We start from the raw sequence: 16912 nt of genomic DNA on the forward strand, positions 1-16912 counted from the left end.
GCACCACGGCCAACACGGGAGGAACCAGAGTGCGTCGGCTGATGGCGGCCCTTCTCACCGGAACAGTCCTGCTCACCGGCTGCACCACCAGCCAGGACAACACCACCGAGCAGCCACCGGACGAGATCGTCCCCGCCACCCCCGCCACCGCCCCGCACCGCGGCGCGGTCCCCGCCGGCACCGTGACCCCCCTGCCCGGCAAGGCCACCGCCCTGCTGCACGACGAGACCACCCAGACGGTCGCCATCGCCGTCAGCGACCCGGCCCGCCTGCTGCTCTACCCCGACGGCAACCTCGCCGCCACCCCCCGCGAGCTCCCGCTGCCCGGCCCGGTCGACCAACTGTCCCTGGTGGACGGAAAACTGCTCGCCCCGGTGCGCGCCAACGGAAAACTCCTCCGCATCACCCTGCCCGAAGGCACCGTCGACACCCTCGACGTCACCGGCGGCCCACTCTCGGCCACCCAGGTCGGCGACCGCACCATCGTCGCCCTGCGCGAACCCGGCCAGGGCATCGCCGTGCTCAACGCCCAGGGCAAGCTCGAACGCACCATCACCCAGGGCTTCCGCGGCGTCAGCGCCGTGCTCCCGGCCGGCAAGAAGGTCGCCGTCCTCGACGAGCTCCGCACCGCCCTCATCGAGGTCGACCCCGCCACTGGCGAACTCGGCGCCGGCCTGCGCGCCGGCGACGCCGCCACCCGCGCGGTCACCGACCGCTTCGGCCGCATCCTGCTCGTCGACACCCGAGCAGGCGAACTACTCGCCTTCTCCACGAACCCGCTGATCATGCGCCAGCGCTACCCCGTGCCAGGGGCGCCCTACGGGATCGCCTACGACCGCACCAGGGACCTGGCCTGGATCACCCTCACCGAACGCGACGAGGTGGTCGGCTACCACGTGGCCACCGGCTCGCCGGAGGAGAAGTATCGCTTTGCCACCGTGCACCAGCCCAACTCGGTCGCGGTGGATCCGAAGAGCGGACGCGTACTGGTCGCCTCCGCCGACGGAGGAGGGGTACAGGTGGTGCAACCATGAGTGCCGCAACCGACGGGGCGGTAGCCGACGGGGACTGGGAGTACCAGCCGCTGCGCATCCCACCGGGAATCTCCCGGCGCGCGGCGGCCACCCAGCTCGCCATCCACGCCGAGTTCGCCGGGTGGGAGCTGTCCAGGGTGCTGCTGTTCTCCGACGGCACCCGCAAGGTCTGGCTCCGCCGGAAACGACGGCCAGCCCACGCCGGTCTACCCGGAGTCATCATCTGAGCCCGGCAACCAGCTGAGCCACCGCACCACACACCGCCGCGTCGCGGCCCTCTCCTTTCCTTGTGCTGTTCGGGTGCTAACAAATCCGACGAGTCCGACGCTGATAGGACCACGCAGCCACCCCCGCGGCGACCCCGAACCCGCCGAACCCCACCGCGCCCACCAGCGCCACCCACACCGGCGACTCCGCACTTCCCGGCAGCCAGCCCAGCAGGACCATCGCCACCCAGCCCAGCCCCGCCACCCCGTACGGCCCGAGCAACGCCGCCAGCCCAGCAGGACCATCGCCACCCAGCCCAGCCCCGCCACCCCGTACGGCCCGAGCAACGCCGCCAGCCACGCGGGCCCCAGCAGCAGCCACCTCGGCACCCGCTCCCCCCATGGCCGCACCAGCGCCAGCAACAGCACCATGCCGGCCAGCGCAGCCAGCGCGGTGGCATCCAGCCCGTACCGCGCCAGCAGCCCGTAGAGCCCCCGCCCCGCGCCCACCAGGTCTGGCGCCACGCTGTCGCCCAGCTGGAAACCCCAGGCCCACAACGCTTTCATCACCACATAGGGCACGAACGCGGCGATGCCGAAGTACGCCGACCGCCGCACCGCGACCGACACCGTCCTCGGCCGGACCGGCTCGCCGGGAGCCCGGCCACACCGCCCGCACCGCCCGCGTCCACGCCGCCTGCTCGACACCGCGGCCGCCACGAACAACCCGGCCCCCACCAGCGCCAGCGCCTGCCGGAGCAGTTCAGCCCAGTCCGCCACCATCCCGCTGATCACCAGCGCCACCACCGAGATCACCGTGAACATCCCGGCGACCAACGCCAGCGCTCCCACCGCCCCGGCCGCCACCGGCACCAGCCAGCCCGTCGCGGGCCGCACCGCCGCCAGCGCGACCAGCACCGCCACCGGCGTCAGCCAGAGCACCACCGCGGGCCCGCCCAGCGCCAGGTTCACCCCCGCGTAGCCGACCGCCCACACCGCCGCCGCGCCCGCGACCCACTCCGGCCAGCGCTGCCACCACTTCCCTGCCGCCACCGCGACCACCTCCGGTGCCAGGCTCGCCGCGATGCTGGCCCGCGGACTCCCTCCCCAGCTGGAACCGGCTCCCCCGCACGTGTGGTCACGACGGCTGCTTCCTCGGTGCTGTCTCGTTTTTTTGTTTTGTCAGGATTGGATTCAGTCGACACTGAGACCATCGAGACAACAAAGCTGGTCAGTGCGTCGTTGGCGGCCATCGGGCGCGCGGTCAGGACTGGTGCAAGGCTCGTTCGATCGCGCGGCGGGCCCGGCCCGCGGCCGCCCGGTCGTGCTCGAGCTGCATGGCCGCGTTCAGCGCCAGCCCGGCGGCGATGATCTCGAACAGCGCCTGGTCGACGTCGAACCCGGCGGGCAGCTCGCCCTCCCCCACCGCCGCGACCAGGTCCGCCCGCAGCTGTTCCCGCCAGCGCGACCACACCTCGGCCACCGCGTCGCGGACCGGGCCGGGGCGGCCGTCGTACTCGGTGAGCGCGGCGGTCATCAGGCAGCCGCCGGGCAGCAGTGGCGCTTCCAGGTAGTCCACGGAGCCGGCGAGCACCGCGCGCAGCCGCCGCAGCCCCGGAGGCTCGGCCAGTGCGGGCTCGACCACCCGGTGCCAGAAGTCCACGAACGCCTTGTCCAACGTGGAGATCTGCAGCGTCTCCTTGGTGCCGAAGTGCTTGTGCACCCCGGACTTGCTCATCCCCAGCTCCTCGGCGAGCCGGCCGATGGTGATGCCGTCCAGCCCCTCCCCGGAGGCGATCTCGGCGGCCCGGTCGAGGATCCGGCCCCTGGTGGCCTGCGCTTCGGCCACTGAGCGTCGCGGTGACATGGACGAAGGATAGCGTACGAACGTTCGCTATTGCTTTAACGAACGGTCGTACGCTAACTTCCGCGACATGCGAATGCGACGGCTAGGCTGGGCCGGACTCGAGATCGAGGCGGACGGCGAACGACTGGTGATCGACTACGTGCGGGACCTCTCACCGCTGTTCACGGGCTGGCAGCCCGGCCAGCGGCTGGCGAGGCCGAGCGGGCCGGTCACCGCCGCACTCCTCACCCACCTGCACCGGGACCACACCGACGCGGCCGCGCTCGCGGAGGTGCTGACGCCAGGGGCACCGGTGCTCCGGCCGGCGCCCGGCCACGGCGACGAGGTGGACAACGTGACGACGCTGCCAGCCGAACGCGAACTGGCCCAGCACGGACTGGCCGCCGAGGTCGTGGACGCCTGGTCCACCCGCGAACTCGGACCGTTCCGGGTCACCGCGGTCCCCGCCGTCGACGGCCTGGGCGATCCGCAGCTGAACTGGGTGGTGCAGGCCGGCGGACAGCGGGTCTTCCACGGCGGCGACACGATGTTCCACGGCTACTGGTGGCTCATCGCGCGCCGGTTCAGCCCGTTCGACGCGGTGTTCCTGCCGGCCAACGGCGCGGTGGTCGACGCGCCACACCTGCAGCCACCCAGCCCACTGCCCGCCGCGATGGACCCGGGGCAGGCCGCCGCGGCCGCGGAGATCCTCGGCGCCCGGTACGCGGTGCCGATGCACTACGAGGCGGAGGTGCCGGACAAGATCGCGGGCTACGTCGAGGTCACCGATCCGGCGGAGGAGTTCCGCAGGCACGCCGGAGCGCGCGCACACGTGCTGTCCATCGGGGAATGGCTGGACCCCGCGGCGTAGCTCACGCCAGGAGGGTGCCCGGGGCCGGCTGGTACGGCTGGAAGAAGTCGTTGGCGCTTGCCCCGGCCAGGGTGAGCACCAGCGTCGGCACCGCCACACCGTCGAGCTGCTCGCGGATGATGTCGGCGTGCCCCGCGTGCCGGGCACACTCCTCGATCAGGTGCACCAGGAAGTAGCGGGCGTGGATCGGCCGGGCGTCGAAGATCCCGTGCCACGGCGCGGGCGGGGCCATGGTCTCGGCGGCCGGATCGGTCACGGCGACCGCGGCCAGCAGCTGAGCCCGCAGCCGGTCGAACTCCTCGATGGTCCCGGCCACCGTCTCGTCCTCGCGCACGGCGAAGCTGTCGGTGAACTCGGCGTAGGCCGCCGCATCGACCGGCTGCTCGGTGACCTCGGTCCGCAACCGTTCCAGCGCTCCGCGCATGACGTAGGCCGCGTGTTTGATGATGCCCCCGACCGACAGCGCACTCCGGCACGGCGTCTCCCGCGCCTGCTGCTCGGTCAGGCCGAACGCGGCGGCACGGATGGCGGTGAGCTGCTCGTCGAGGTAGTTGACCAGGCCGGTGACCTCGTCGTGCTGGGCGGGTGCGTACATCGTGTGACCTCCGGGCTCGATGGTGAAGACGATTCTGCCGACCGTCTAGGTCAGTTCCTGTCCGCTACTGGATCACGACGGCCGTTTTCCGCCAGCAGCGGTCCGGTGTGGACTCCCAGACTGGGCGGCGTGAACACCGAACCCCTTGCCCACCAGGCGATCGAGCCCGGCATCCTGTACTTCGGCACCCCGGTCGTGCTGGTCTCCACCGAGAACGAGGACGGCACCGCGAACCTGGCCCCGATCTCCTCGGCGTTCTGGCTCGGCTGGCGCGCGCTGCTGGGCATCAGCGCGAAGTCGCACACCACCCGCAACCTGCTGCGCACCGGCGAAGCCGTGCTCAACCTGCCCAACGACGCCCTGGCCCCCGCGGTCGACCGCCTCGCCCTGACCACCGGCTCGGACCCGGTGCCCCCGGGCAAGCTCCGCCGCGGCTACTTCCACGTGGCGGACAAGTTCGGCCGCGCCGGCCTGACCCCGGTCCGCTCGGAGACGGTCGCGCCGCCCAGGGTCGCGGAGTGCCCGGTGGCGATGGAGGTGGTGGTCGAGGCGGTGCACCCGATCGCGGAGGCGGATGAGCGGCAGCGCGGCGGGATCGTGGCGGTGGAGGTCCGGGTGCAGCGGGTGTTCGCGCACGAGGACATCCGGCTGCCCGGCACCGAGGACCACATCGACCCGGACGCCTGGCGGCCGCTGATCATGAGCTTCCAGAAGTTCTACGGACTCGGACCGCAGGCGCACCCCTCGACGCTGGCCCGGATCCCGGAGCACCTGTACCGCGGCCCGGACATCGACCGCGCCCGCGCCGTGCCCGCGAAGGCGTGAGGACCCGGCGAACGCCTTGCTGTGGCTGTTCACGCGCGCAACCCGGCCCCGCTCGCGGCTGTGCCGTTGCTTCCTTTCCTGGCGGGTGTGGTTTGTCTGCTTGTCTGCTCAATTCCTTAATTTCACTCGACACTGAAGTCATCGTGACAAGAAAGAAGCTTGTCGGGCAGAATGAGCCACCTGCCCGATCAAGCGTTGCTGGAGGTTGCGGTGGCTCGAACCCGTACGGCCGCGATCGTCGGGGTGGTGTTCGCGCTGCTGCTCCTGGCCGGCGGGGTCACCCTCAGCTGGGGCGCCACCGCCACGACCGACTACCGGGGCACCGTGGTGCTGGTCCTCGGCGTGGTGCTGTCCGGGATCGGTCTGCTCGCGCTGATCTCGGCTTTCCGAGGGCCGTCCTAGCGCGCCCCGCGCCGTGCATAGGATGCCTTCGTGCCGCAGCCTGCCGATCTTGAGACCGTCCGCGAGTCCTACGACCGAGTCGCCGATGCCTACGTGGAGCTGGCCGTCGGCCGGCTGGAGACCGAGCCCTGGCTACGGGCCATGCTCGCCGGGTTCGCCGAGTCCGTGCGCGGACTCGGACCGGTCCTGGACGTCGGCTGCGGACCCGGCAACGTCACCGCGCACCTGACCGGGCTCGGCCTGGACGCCTCGGGCGTGGACCTGTCGCCGCGGATGGTCGAGCACGCCCGCAGGCAGTACCCGGACCTGCGGTTCTCCGTCGCCTCGGCCACCGAGCTCGACCTCGCGCCTGCCTCGCTCGGCGGTGTGCTCGGCTGGTGGTCGCTGTTCAACCTGCCCCGGGAGGCGCTGCCCGGTGTGCTGCGAGCTTTCGCCGCAGCGCTCGTCCCCGGCGGGCAGGCGCTGATCGGCACGCACGTCGGCGACGGCGACATCCACCGGACCGAGGGCTACGGTGGCCTGCCGGTGTCCTGGACGACCCACCTGTACCGCCCCGACGACCTGGTCGCGATGCTGGCCGAGGCAGGTCTGGAGCTGGTCGCCGAGCTGCGGCTGCCGCCTCAGCCGCCGTCACACCGCCCGCAGGTGGTGCTCACCGCGCGCCGCCCGGCCTGACCCCGGTCAGCCGCCACTGCCCTGCCACTTGGCGAACATCTCCCGCACGTCCTCGGGTGCGGCGGCGATCGCCTCGGGGTCGGGTTCGCCCGCGCTGACCCTGGGCACGTGCACCAGGGCGTCGTAGGCGGCCAGCGCGTCGACCTCGGCGTAGTACATGCCGTGGCACTGCCGGGTCACCGCCCGGAGGGTGTCGCGGTCGGCCGGGTCCAGCGTGCGCAGGTTGACGCCGAAGAGTCCGTCGTGGCTGGCCGCCAGCACGCCGTCCAGGCTGTCCGGCTCGGGCGCGGGCAGCTCCTCGAACAGCTCACCGGCGTGGAAGCCCCGGCCGAGCATCTGGCCCGGCCCCGAGGTGGTGCCGATCGCCCGGTACTCCTCCCCCAGCCGGTCGGCCAGGTGCACGCCGAGCGTGGTGATCGGCCCCGTCCCCGGCAGCGCGCCGGGCCAGCGCTGGACGTGCCCGTTGTGCGCGCCCAGCACGATCCGGTCCGCCCGGCCCAGGATCCACTCCACCGTGTCCGCGCTGGTGGCCTCCCGGCTGAAGAGGGCGGTTTCCTGGTCGCCGGCGGCCATCGCGCGGACCACGGTGTCCACGGTGACGGTGGCCCGCAACGCGCGCACCGCCCATTCGTAGGCCTCCGCGCCGGTCCGCCGCAGGTACGGCAGCCGCCTGCTGGTCAGCCGGGTCTGCAGACCGGCAAGGCCCGCGGTCAGCGCGTCCCTGCGCTCGGGCACGAGCCCGGCGTAGGCGCCCAGCGCGGCCGGGATGCCGAAGGCCGACGGCACGGCGAAGGCCATCGCGATCTCCCTGATCGCCGGGTCCGGCCGGAAGTCGGGATCGGCCGCGGTGAAGTAGGCGAACACCGCGTCCAGCATGGGCTGCAGGCTGACGTTCGAGCCGCCCAGGTCGAACCCGTACCAGCCGACCGCCTCCGCCGCCGTGCTGTTGTGCGCGCGCAGCCACTCCAGCTGGGCGCGCACCGACCGCCACACCCCGGTCAGCGAGTTCATCCCGTTGGCCAGCACCGGGCCCAGCTCCCCCGGCCCGCCGCGGACCCAGTCGTCGACCTGCCTGCCTTCCACCACCCCGTTCTCCACCGCACAGGCGCGGAACCCGTGCCGCTCCACCAGGTAGCGCTGCACCCGGTGCCGCAACTGCGGGAACTCGGTGGTGTAGTGCCCGCTCTCACCGATCGCGACCACCCTGGCGTCGCCGACCACCTCGTCCAGCCAGCTCAGGTCGTCCAGCGGCGCGGCCGGATCCAGCGTCGCCAACGGCCGCACCGCGGCCCTGCTCAGCCGCGCGGTCGAGATCTCGGTGCTCATACGTCCAACCCCCGTCATCTGCTTTCCCAACTTTGGGAACGGTACCAGATATGGGATCGTAGGCCCGTGGACACCCTCGACCTGCTACTGCACCCCGTCCGCCTGCGCATCACCTGGTGCCTGTCCGGCGGGCGCACCGTCACCACCTCGGAGCTGTGCGCGCAGCTGCCGGACGTGCCCAAGACCACGGTGTACCGCCACGTCGGCCTGCTCGCCGAGGGCGGCGTGCTGGATGTCGCGGACGAGCGGCGGGTGCACGGCGCGGTCGAACGCCACTACCGCCTCCGCCAGGACCGCACCAAGATCGATGGCGACGAGGCAAGGGCGATGTCCCTCGACGACCACCGCCAGCTGTTCACCGCCGCCATGGCCGCCCTGCTCGCGGAGTTCAACGGCTACCTCGACCGCGAGGGCGCGGACCCGGCGACCGACCTGGTGGGCTACAAGCAGGGCACGGTGTGGCTGAGCGAGGCGGAGATGGCGGAACTGGCGGGCGAGGTGGTCGCGCTGCTCCGGGCACGCGCGGCGAACCGGCCGACGGGCAAGCGCAGGCCGTACCTGATCAGCCCGGTGTTCTTCCCGCTCGCCCGGCCGGAGACACCGGCCGGCGAGGCTTAGGCCCCGCTCCCCGCCCGCCGGGCAACGCGGCCTCCTCTCTCCTGCCGCCCTCGAAACGCTCGGCCTCTCCCCTCCTGCCACCCTCCCTCGGAGCGCTCAGCCTCTCCCCTCCATGCGTTGTGGCTGTTGCTCGTCCAGTTGCTTTTCTTCATTCGACACTGAAGTCATCGTCACGAGTAATTTTTCGAGACAGACGGCATTGCCCCTGGCCAGCACAGTGATCGACTATGGCAGTGAGTCCACCAGGGTCGCGATCCGCTCGGTCACCTCATCCGGGCGTTCCAGCGGCAGCATGTGCCCGGCCCCCGCCACGATGACCTGCTCCCCACACCCGCACACCCTGGCGATCTCCGCGACGTGGCTGGTCGGGCACAGCCGGTCCTGGTCGCCCGTCATGATCACCACCTCCGCCCCGGACAGGGTCGCGCCCTCGACCACGGTGAGGGCGGCCTGGCGGTCGTGGCGGTCCAGGGCCGGTTTGAACAGGGCCACGGTTTCCGGCCAGTTGGACCAGACCATGTCGGCGGTCAGGTCGACGTCCTCGGTGCGCGGTTTGGCGCCGAAGAGGAACCAGCGCAGGCCCGCGGTCTTGGCGGGTTCAATCTTCTCCCGCACCTTGCGGACCACCGGACCGAACAAGCGTTCCAGCTCGTGCACCAGCCGGCCGACCGGTTGGGCGAGGCCGAGGTTGGCCTCGGCGAAGCCGCCTGCCGCGGTGGACAGCAGCACCAGGCCGCCGATCCGCTGGGAGAACAGCCTCGGGCGGCGCACGGCCAGCGCGAGTGCGGCCATGCCGCCCATCGAGTGCGCGACCAGCACTACCCGGCCGCTGGGGATCGCGCGTTCGACGACCACCGCCAGGTCGTCGGCGAGCTGGTCGATGGTGGCGGTCTCGGCGGTGGCGGGGCTGGACTCGCCGTGGCCCCGGTGGTCGTAGGCCACCAGCTGCACCGGCCGCGCCACGGCGGTCTCCAGCACCTCCAGCTGCCGGGTCCATTCGCGGTGGTCCAGTGCGTAACCGTGCGCGAACAGCACGGTCACCGGCGCGGCCGGGTCGCCGCGCCGGATCAGGTTCAGCACGGTCCCGTCTTCCAGGAGCAGGGCTTCGCTCATGTCGGCCTTAACGACGTTCGGGGGAATGGGTTACGGCCGACGGCGCGGCTTCCCACGGACGTGGCGCGGGACTCAGTTGTGCCTGAGCACGAAAAATGGAGTCGACCCCAAGTTTGCTGTGTGTTTCACTTTTTCCGGTGAGCACACCGGGACTGCGGGAGCGGAAGAAGCGGGAGACCGCGCGCCGGATCGCCGACACCGCGCTGGCGCTGTTCGTGGATCGCGGTTTCGACCAGGTGACCGTGGCTGAGGTGGCCGCGGCCGCCGATGTCTCGGTGAACACCGTCTACAACTACTTCCCGGTCAAGGAGGACCTGGTGCTGCCACCAGACCAGGCCTCGCCGGAGCGGCTGGCCGACATCGTGCGGGCCAGGGCGGTCGGGGTGTCCGCGGCTGACGCGGTGCTCGACCACCTGCGCGCCGAGGTCCGCCGGCGGGACCGGAAGGTGGGGCTCACCGCCGGTTTCGGGCGGGTGCTGCCGATGATGCTGGCCGCGCCGACCCTGGCCGCCCGGATCGAGCGCAGCGGCGCGGAGATGGTGGATGCCCTTGCCGCGCAACTGGTCCGGGAGACCGGCGAGCGCGGGCTGCGGCCCCGGCTGGTGGCCGGTCAGATCGGCTGGGCGCACGCGCTGACCTTCGCCGAGATCGGCAAGCGCACGCTGGCCGGGCAGCGTCCGGCGACCATCGCGGCCGCCGTGCTCCGGCTGCTGGACGGGGTGCGGGACGTGTGGGGAGAGCAGGTGCTGAGTTATGCCGTGCGAGAGGACTGAGCCGTGTTCCGGGTGACCATCAGGGGGAAGTTCGAGCCGCTGTCGGCGGAGCAGCGCGCGGCGCTGGCCGCGGTGAGCGGCATCGGGTACACCAACGCCGGCTCGTTCAGCCACGACGCGGCGGCGACGGTGTTCAGCTTCCGCTGCCAGGTGCCGGCCGAAGCGGACGACGATGACGGCATCGCCGAGCTGAAGGCGGAGGAACTGCTTGCCGCACATGGGATTCCGGTGCGCCAGGTGCTCAAGGTCGCGGTCACCGACATGCGCGACATCAAGATCAAGCGGAAGAAGCGCTGACCAGGACCGCCTCCAGCGCGGCTGAGCCAGGGTCAGGTGGTGCGGTGGTCGCGCACGGCCTGCTCGAACCCGGCCAGCCGCGGCGCGAGCAGGGCGTCCACCGCGAGTGGGTCGACCGCGTTGCGCCGCTGGATCTCCTGTCGCTCCGGCAGGCTCGTGTTGATCTCGTGTTCGCCGTTGGCCAGCGCGCTGATGATCTCGGCGACCACCTCCCGCACCGACCGCTTGGCGAAGCCGTGCTCCGGTCCGGCTTCGCTGGTGGCCATCATGTCGGTGTCGGTGGCGCCGGGGTAGACGGTGGCCAGGTGCAGACCGGTGCCGGGCAGCTCCCGGCGCAGCGACTCGCCGAAGCGGGCCAGCCCGGCCTTGGTGGCGGCGTAGACGCTGTAGCAGGGCAGGCCGATCAGGGCCACGCCGCTGGAGATGTTGAGGATGAGGCCGCCGTTGACCGCGGCGGCCGCGCGCAGGGCCGGCAGCAGGGCCCGGGTGAGCAGGATGGGCGCGGTGAGGTTGAGCGCGATCATCGTGTGCACGTCCTGGACCTCGTGGTCGGCCAGCCAGCCCGCGCGCACCGTGCCGGCGTTGTTGACCAGCAGGTCGACCTGGCCGAGTGCCAGGGTGGCCGCGGTGACGGCCTCCACCGCGGCGGGGTCGGTCAGGTCGGCGGCGAGCACGTGCGCCTGGCCGCCCTCGGCCGTCACCAGCTCAGCGGTCTCCTGGAGCTTGTCCTCGCGGCGGCCGACCAGCAGCAGTTCACCGCCGAGACGACCGAGCTCCACCGCCACCGCCCTGCCTATCCCGCTGCCCGCCCCGGTGACCACGCCTCGCCGGTTCCGCAGATCCACCACCGCACCTCCGTCTGAGTAGGTGCCGCAAACTTAGCAGTGGTACCGTCAGGTCATGACGCAGGTGATCGGCCGGCAGGCTCGCTGCGCGATAGCTCGCGGAGTCGACCTGCTCGGTGACAAGTGGGCGCTGTTGATCGCGCGGGAGGCCTGCTGGGGCCGCACCCGCTTCTCGGAGTTCCGGCGCAACCTGGGCATCGCCCCCGATGTGCTGGCCAACCGCCTGGCCGCACTGGTGCACGAGGGCGTGCTGGAGCGCCGCGCCTACCGGGACACCGGGGCCAGGGCCCGCGAGGAGTACGTGCTCACCCCGGCCGGCCGCGACCTGCTGTACGTGCTGGCCGGGCTGGCGCACTGGGGCCGCATGCACCGGCCGCTGCCCGAGAGCTCCTCCCCCGTCTACACCGACGCCGACACCGGCGAGCAGGTCGAGCTGTGCTTCGTCACCAAGGACGGCCGCCGGGTCGAGCTCGACCGGGTGGACGCGGGCACCGGCCCGGCGGACTAGGGCAGTTCGGCGGCGATCTCCAGCAGCCAGTGCGTGATCTCGGCGGTGTCGTCGAAGGTCGCATGCGCGGGCCCGTCCGGGGACCAGCTGCCGTCCTCGGCCTGCGACGACACCAGGTGGTCGGCAATGCCGGTGGCCAGGTCCCGGTGGCGGGCGTCGTGGCCGTGCCGGGCCAGGATCGCCGCGCCCCAGCCGACCTTGTGGCTGAACGGGGTGGTGCGCAGGTTCTCACCACAACTGAGCGCGTAGTCGGCGTAGCCAAGGGCGGCGGTCAGGTGCGCGGGGTCGCCGCCGAGCTGGTGCAAGCGGGTCAGGTAGGCCAGCGGGTAGCCGATCATGAAGTACGGCTGGTCCGGCACGCCGGTGCGCAGCACGTGCAGGGGTGAGTCGTCGGCGGTGCGCGGGCCGTGCTCATCGGCGCGCAGGTGGAAGCTGGTGGCCAGGTCGGGCTGGGTGACCAGGAGCTTGGTCAGCCAGTCACCGGCGGCGCGGGCGGTGTCCAGGTCGCCGAGGGTGAGCGCGAGCAGGCCGAGGTGGGCGGTGCTGATCGCGTCCGGGAGGCCGGCGTCGTTGGCGCTGAAGCCGCCGTCGCCGGTGCGGTAGGTCAGCAGGTGCCGGTAGGCCTGGTGGGCCACGCCGAACCAGCCGAGGCGGTGCGCGGCCAGGGCCAGCCAGCCGTTGGGGTAGCACCAGAACTCCTGGAAGACCGGGTTCGCGCTCTTCACGCCCTCGGCGGTGACGAAGTCGCCCTCCGGGGTGCGGAAGCGTTCGACCGCGACTTCCAGCAGGCGGCGGGCCTGCCTCGGGTTTCCGGCCAGGGCCAGCGCGGCCGGGGCCTTGTAGTAGCAGGCGAGGTCGGTCTCGCCGAAGCCGCCGTCCGGCCGCAGCCTGCTCAGCAGCCAGTCGGCGCCGCGGCGCGCGGCCGCCTCGTAGCCCGCTGCCGCACTCATCGCAACACCCCTCTTCCCCGGTGGTAGGCCCAGTGTCCCAGTGCGGGGAAGCCTCGGTGAAGCCACGCTGAAACCGGGCCGGGCCAGCCTGGGCGGCATGACCACGAAGTCGCTTTTGACCACCATCCACCAGCAGTTCCCCTGGATGCGCGGCGAGCAGCCCGCCGAGCGGGTCGCGTTCAACGAAGAGCTCGGCATGTGGGAGGTGTTCGGCTACGCCGAGGTCGTCGAGGTGCTCGGCGACAACGACAACTTCTCCGCCAACACGCTCAAGCTCATGGTCGGTGAGGAGGCGGCCGCGGAGTTCAACGACGGGAACCTGCTGCAGACCGACGCGCCCGAGCACCGCAAGCTCAAGCGGCTGCTCAGCCACGCGTTCACGCCCAAGACCGTGGCCGACCTGGAGCCCCGGATCGCCAAGCTCGCACACGAGATGCTGGACCAGGTGCAGGACCGGGACGGTTTCGAGTGGGTGGCCGAGCTGGCCTACCCGCTGCCGGTGACCGTGATCGCCGAGATGCTCGGCGTGCCCAGCGGCGACAAGGACATGTTCCGCAGCTGGGTGGACGAGCGCTTCGGCAACGACATGCAGCTCTCGCTCAACCCTGGTGACATGGAGCAGCAGCAGGCGATCCTGCGCAGGCAGTTCGAGATGGCCGAGCAGCTCACCGCCTACATGTCCGAGCACGCCGCCGAACGCCGCCGCAGCCCGCGCGCGGACCTGCTCACCGAGCTGGTGCAGGCCGAGGTGGACGGGCTGCGGCTGACCGACCGGCAGGTGGCCACCTTCGGCAGCCTGCTGCTGCTGGCCGGGCACATCACCACCACCATGATGCTGGGCAACACGGTGCTGCTGCTGGATGCCAACCCGGAGCAGGCGGCCAGGGTGCGCGCCGACCGGTCGCTGATCCCGACCGCGATCGAGGAGTCGATCCGGTTGCTGTCCCCGTTCGCCACCGCCTACCGGGTCGCCACGACCGAGGTGAAGATCGGCGACGCGGTGGTCCCGGCCGGGCAGATGGTGCGGATGTGGACCGCGGCGGCCAACCGGGACGCCTCGGTCTTCGCCGACCCGCACACCTTCGACGCGGGCCGCGACCCGAACCCGCACCTGGCCTGGGGCCGGGGCATGCACTTCTGCATGGGCGCCCCGCTGGCCCGGCTGGAGGGCAGGGTCGTGCTGGACATCCTGTTCGACCGCTTCCCCGCGCTGCGCGTCGACCCGGACCGCCCGGTGGTGTTCATGCCCAGCCCGGAAACCCTCGGTGTGCGCAGCCTGCCGCTGCTCACCCGCTGACGAGCTCGACCAGTGCGCGGGCCGCCGCCTGCAGCTCCAGTTGCGAGCGGCCCGCGTAGTCGAGCTGGGCCTGCCGGTAGGCCGCCGGGTCGGCTCGTTCGGCGATGCCGGTGATCCGCGCGCCGGACATGGTGGGCTGGAAGGCGCGGGAGAACCGGAACCGTTCGGCCAGCGCGATCATCCGCGCGGCCACCGCCGGGTGCCCGCGTTCCAGCCGCACCAGGGCCAGCGCGACCAGCAGCACCCCGCACACCGGGAACTCCTCCACCGTGGTGGCAGGCCCGACCGGGACGGCCAGCAGCTCGGCCAGCCGCGCGGGCAGCGTCTCGGCCAGGCCCGCCACCAGGTCAAGGCGGCCGTGCTGGGCGTGCGCGGCCACCGTGACGCCCTGGGCCTCCAGCGCCCAGTTCTCCGGCGAGACCGACCAGGCGGGGCCGGACAGCCGCCGCAGCACCGCGAGTCCTTCCTCGATCTGGCCGCGGGACAACAGGATCGCGCCGCCGACGCCGAGGCGGAACATCTCCTGGTAGGTGGCCTCGGCGTCCTCGGCCGGGGGCAGCCACTGCTCGGCCTCGTCCACCGCGCCCAGGTGCAGGTTGGCCAGCATCACGCCGACCCTGGTGCCCACGAAGTCCGCCGACAGGCCCAGTTCTTCCAGTTCCCGCAACGCGGTCTGGGACTCCCGCAGCGCGGTCCGCGCCCGGTCCAGCTGCAGGTTCAGCTCGGCCAGGCGCACCATGGCCAGGATGCGCAGCAGCGGCACGTCCGGGGGCAGCCGGGCCAGCATGCGTTCGGTGCAGCGCAGCGCCCGCTCCGGCACGCCGTCCCGCTCCCACAGGTAGCCGGCCATGAACTCCGCGGCCGCGGCCAGCAGCGGTTCCGGGCGTTCACACAGCTCGCGCAGCACCTCATCGTCCGCGCCCAGGGTCCGCACCGACGTGGTCAGCACCAGGGCGAAGGCCCGCACCGGTGAGTCCGGCGGTCCCGGCGGCAACCGCCGCAACGCCAGCAGTGCCCGCCCGGCGCGCAGGCCGCGGCCCTGGAAGTTGAACAGCGAGCACAGCACCGCCGCGGTCCGGGTGACCTCCAGCAGCTCCGGTTCCGGGCGGTAGCGGGCGAGCACCGCGGCGCACAGGTCGCTGGCGCGCAGCATCCGCAGGTGGTTGTTGTCCACCAGGCCAAGGGTGGCCAGCAACGCGGCGGCCGCGACCGCCGCCTGCGGGTGACCCCGGTCCACGGCCAAGCGCAGGGCGTGCGCGAGGTTGTCGTGCTCGGACCTGATCAGTTCGGAGGTCGTCAGCGGGTCCGCGCCGAAGACGCCCTCGTGCCAGGCCCGGCCGATTTCCGTTGCCCAGCCGAGGAATCCGGCGGTGACCGCGTCCTCCTCCCCCGCCGCGGCCCGCTGCCGCGCGCCGAACTCGCGGACGGCTTCCAGCATCCGGAACCGGGTGCCCAGCGGGGTGTCCACCACCTTGAGCAGCGACTGGTCGGCCAGGTGGGTGAGGTCGGCGAGCACCTCGGTCGCGCCGAGCACACTGCTCGCGCTTTCCGCGGTGAACCCGCCGGGGAACACCGACAGCACCCGCAGAGCCCGCTGTCCCTGGGGCGCCAGCAGCGCCCAGCTCCACTCCAGGGCCGCGCGCAGGGTGTGGTGCCGGGGCGGCGCGTCCCGGGAACCGCCTGCCAGCAAGGAGAACCGGTCGTCCAGCCGCCGGGCGATCTGGGCCACCGAGAGCAGCCGCACCCTGGCCGCGGCCAGTTCCACCGCCAGTGGCAGCCCGTCCAGGCGGCGGCACAGTTCGGCCACGGTGTCCTCGGGCAGCTCGACCTCGGGGCGGGCGGCCCTGGCCCGCTGGGTGAACAGCTTCACGGTGGCCGAGGGGCTCAGCTCCGGCAGCGGGTAGACCGCCTCGGAGGACAGCCCGAGCGGGGTGCGCGAGGTGGTCAGCACGCGCAGTTCCGGGGTCAGCGCGACCAGGGCCCTGACCAGTTCGGCCGCGCCGCGCACCACGTGCTCGCAGTTGTCCAGCACCAGCAGCGCGCCACCGGCCAGGGTCCTGGCCAGCCCGCGGACCGGGTCGCCGAGGTCCGCGCCCAGCTCAGCGGCCACGGCGGGTGCGACCTCCTCGTCGGCGCCGATCCCGGCCAGCTCCACCAGGTGCACCAGGCGGTGTTCGGGGGCCCGGCTCACCGCGTGCGCCAGCCTGGTCTTGCCGAGACCGCCGGTGCCGATGATCGAGGTCACCCTGGACGTGCGCAGCAGTTCGGCCACCCGCCGCAGGTCTTCTTCACGGCCCAGCAGCGGATTCGGCTCCTGCGGGACGCCTCGGCGCACCGCGGGCTGGGTAGCCCGCAGCAACTCACGGTGGGCCTGCCGCAGCGGCTCGCCGGGATCGGCGCCCAGCTCGGCGCGCAGCGACCGCCGGTACCCCTCGAAGCGCTCCAGCGCGGCCGAGGGCCCGGCGGTGGCCGCCTCGCAGCGCAGCAGCTCCGCCAGCAGCTCCTCATCCCGTGGCCACTCAGCGGCCAGTGCCGCCAGCGGTCCGAGCGCCTCGGCGTGCCTGCCCAGTCGCGCCAGCGCGAGCGCCCTGACCCGCGCCAGGTCCGCGCCGAGCCCGGCCAGTCGCGCGCGCAGCTGTGCCAAGGGATCGTCCCCGGCGGCGGGCTCGATCCCTTGGCACAGCGCGATTACGGCCTCCGCCAGAAAGGGAGAGCGGCGGGTAGGGAAAGA

General features: G+C 72.4%; 19 protein-coding genes. 11 read left to right on the top strand and 8 right to left on the bottom strand.

What is annotated here, in order from left to right; genetic code table 11:
* Window positions 1-41 precede the first annotated feature (41 nt).
* Both ACWDY5_RS15570 and ACWDY5_RS15575 read left to right on the top strand, forming a co-directional pair.
* Window positions 42-1034: a YncE family protein gene (locus ACWDY5_RS15570; RefSeq protein WP_449722874.1), complete on the top strand. Its 993-nt coding sequence runs from the start codon at window positions 42-44 to the stop codon at window positions 1032-1034.
* Window positions 1031-1261 carry a DUF5703 family protein gene (locus tag ACWDY5_RS15575; RefSeq protein ID WP_449722875.1) on the top strand — a complete coding sequence of 77 codons (231 nt, stop codon included), beginning with the start codon at window positions 1031-1033 and terminating at the stop codon, window positions 1259-1261. Before ACWDY5_RS15570 ends, ACWDY5_RS15575 begins: the two co-directional genes overlap by 4 nt.
* Here the strand turns inward: ACWDY5_RS15575 and ACWDY5_RS15580 are convergent.
* Both ACWDY5_RS15580 and ACWDY5_RS15585 read right to left on the bottom strand, forming a co-directional pair.
* Entirely contained in the window at window positions 1241-2293 is a 1053-nt protein-coding gene (locus ACWDY5_RS15580; RefSeq protein ID WP_449722876.1) for a hypothetical protein, read from the bottom strand. The two genes, ACWDY5_RS15575 and ACWDY5_RS15580, sit on opposite strands and share 21 nt — an antisense overlap.
* A 211-nt stretch (window positions 2294-2504) precedes the next feature.
* A complete protein-coding gene (locus ACWDY5_RS15585; protein ID WP_449722877.1) occupies window positions 2505-3107 on the bottom strand; it encodes a TetR/AcrR family transcriptional regulator in 603 nt (200 codons plus the stop codon).
* Between the two features lie 67 nt (window positions 3108-3174).
* Here ACWDY5_RS15585 and ACWDY5_RS15590 point away from each other — a divergent pair, with 67 nt between their 5' ends.
* Entirely contained in the window at window positions 3175-3957 is a 783-nt protein-coding gene (locus ACWDY5_RS15590; RefSeq protein ID WP_449722878.1) for an MBL fold metallo-hydrolase, read from the top strand.
* Window position 3958: 1 nt separating this feature from the next.
* Here the strand turns inward: ACWDY5_RS15590 and ACWDY5_RS15595 are convergent, their stop codons facing one another.
* Window positions 3959-4552: a DinB family protein gene (locus tag ACWDY5_RS15595; RefSeq protein ID WP_449722879.1), complete on the bottom strand. Its 594-nt coding sequence runs from the start codon at window positions 4550-4552 to the stop codon at window positions 3959-3961.
* A 129-nt stretch (window positions 4553-4681) separates the two neighbouring features.
* On the opposite strand from ACWDY5_RS15595, the gene ACWDY5_RS15600 reads away from it, so the two are divergent.
* The 3 genes from ACWDY5_RS15600 (at window position 4682) to ACWDY5_RS15610 (ending at window position 6454) form a co-directional block, all read left to right on the top strand.
* Window positions 4682-5377, top strand: a complete 696-nt coding sequence (locus ACWDY5_RS15600; protein ID WP_449722880.1) for a flavin reductase family protein — start codon at window positions 4682-4684, stop codon at window positions 5375-5377.
* Between the two features lie 210 nt (window positions 5378-5587).
* Entirely contained in the window at window positions 5588-5779 is a 192-nt protein-coding gene (locus ACWDY5_RS15605) for a hypothetical protein (protein WP_449722881.1), read from the top strand.
* Between the two features lie 30 nt (window positions 5780-5809).
* Window positions 5810-6454, top strand: a complete 645-nt coding sequence (locus ACWDY5_RS15610; protein WP_449722882.1) for a class I SAM-dependent methyltransferase — start codon at window positions 5810-5812, stop codon at window positions 6452-6454.
* Between the two features lie 6 nt (window positions 6455-6460).
* Here the strand turns inward: ACWDY5_RS15610 and ACWDY5_RS15615 are convergent, their stop codons facing one another.
* The gene (locus tag ACWDY5_RS15615) at window positions 6461-7780 is read right to left on the bottom strand and encodes an erythromycin esterase family protein (protein ID WP_449722883.1); all 1320 of its coding nucleotides are present in this window, start codon (window positions 7778-7780) and stop codon (window positions 6461-6463) included.
* 66 nt (window positions 7781-7846) lie between these two features.
* Between ACWDY5_RS15615 and ACWDY5_RS15620 the strand changes: the two genes are divergently transcribed.
* On the top strand, window positions 7847-8398 hold the full coding sequence (locus ACWDY5_RS15620) for a helix-turn-helix domain-containing protein (RefSeq protein WP_449722884.1): 552 nt from the start codon (window positions 7847-7849) through the stop codon (window positions 8396-8398).
* A 225-nt stretch (window positions 8399-8623) separates the two neighbouring features.
* On the opposite strand, the gene ACWDY5_RS15625 is transcribed toward ACWDY5_RS15620, so the two are convergent.
* Entirely contained in the window at window positions 8624-9511 is an 888-nt protein-coding gene (locus tag ACWDY5_RS15625) for an alpha/beta fold hydrolase (protein WP_449722885.1), read from the bottom strand.
* Window positions 9512-9648: 137 nt separating this feature from the next.
* On the opposite strand from ACWDY5_RS15625, the gene ACWDY5_RS15630 reads away from it, so the two are divergent.
* Both ACWDY5_RS15630 and ACWDY5_RS15635 read left to right on the top strand, forming a co-directional pair.
* A complete protein-coding gene (locus ACWDY5_RS15630) occupies window positions 9649-10284 on the top strand; it encodes a TetR/AcrR family transcriptional regulator (protein ID WP_449722886.1) in 636 nt (211 codons plus the stop codon).
* Window positions 10285-10287: 3 nt separating this feature from the next.
* Window positions 10288-10581 carry a DUF6204 family protein gene (locus tag ACWDY5_RS15635; RefSeq protein ID WP_449722887.1) on the top strand — a complete coding sequence of 98 codons (294 nt, stop codon included), beginning with the start codon at window positions 10288-10290 and terminating at the stop codon, window positions 10579-10581.
* Window positions 10582-10613: 32 nt separating this feature from the next.
* Here the strand turns inward: ACWDY5_RS15635 and ACWDY5_RS15640 are convergent, their stop codons facing one another.
* The gene (locus ACWDY5_RS15640; RefSeq protein ID WP_449722888.1) at window positions 10614-11426 is read right to left on the bottom strand and encodes an SDR family NAD(P)-dependent oxidoreductase; all 813 of its coding nucleotides are present in this window, start codon (window positions 11424-11426) and stop codon (window positions 10614-10616) included.
* A 55-nt stretch (window positions 11427-11481) separates the two neighbouring features.
* Between ACWDY5_RS15640 and ACWDY5_RS15645 the strand changes: the two genes are divergently transcribed.
* On the top strand, window positions 11482-11934 hold the full coding sequence (locus ACWDY5_RS15645) for a winged helix-turn-helix transcriptional regulator (RefSeq protein ID WP_449722889.1): 453 nt from the start codon (window positions 11482-11484) through the stop codon (window positions 11932-11934).
* Here ACWDY5_RS15645 and ACWDY5_RS15650 read toward each other — a convergent pair.
* Window positions 11931-12884 (bottom strand): hypothetical protein, encoded by a 954-nt coding sequence (locus tag ACWDY5_RS15650; protein WP_449722890.1) that lies wholly within the window; start codon window positions 12882-12884, stop codon window positions 11931-11933. The genes ACWDY5_RS15645 and ACWDY5_RS15650 overlap by 4 nt on opposite strands.
* Window positions 12885-12981: 97 nt before the next feature.
* Here ACWDY5_RS15650 and ACWDY5_RS15655 point away from each other — a divergent pair, with 97 nt between their 5' ends.
* Window positions 12982-14181 carry a cytochrome P450 gene (locus ACWDY5_RS15655; protein ID WP_449722891.1) on the top strand — a complete coding sequence of 400 codons (1200 nt, stop codon included), beginning with the start codon at window positions 12982-12984 and terminating at the stop codon, window positions 14179-14181.
* Here the strand turns inward: ACWDY5_RS15655 and ACWDY5_RS15660 are convergent.
* On the bottom strand, window positions 14171-16825 hold the full coding sequence (locus ACWDY5_RS15660) for an ATP-binding protein (RefSeq protein ID WP_449722892.1): 2655 nt from the start codon (window positions 16823-16825) through the stop codon (window positions 14171-14173). The two genes, ACWDY5_RS15655 and ACWDY5_RS15660, sit on opposite strands and share 11 nt — an antisense overlap.
* Between the last annotated feature and the right edge of the window lie 87 nt (window positions 16826-16912).

Source organism: Crossiella sp. NPDC003009, assembly GCF_053591555.1.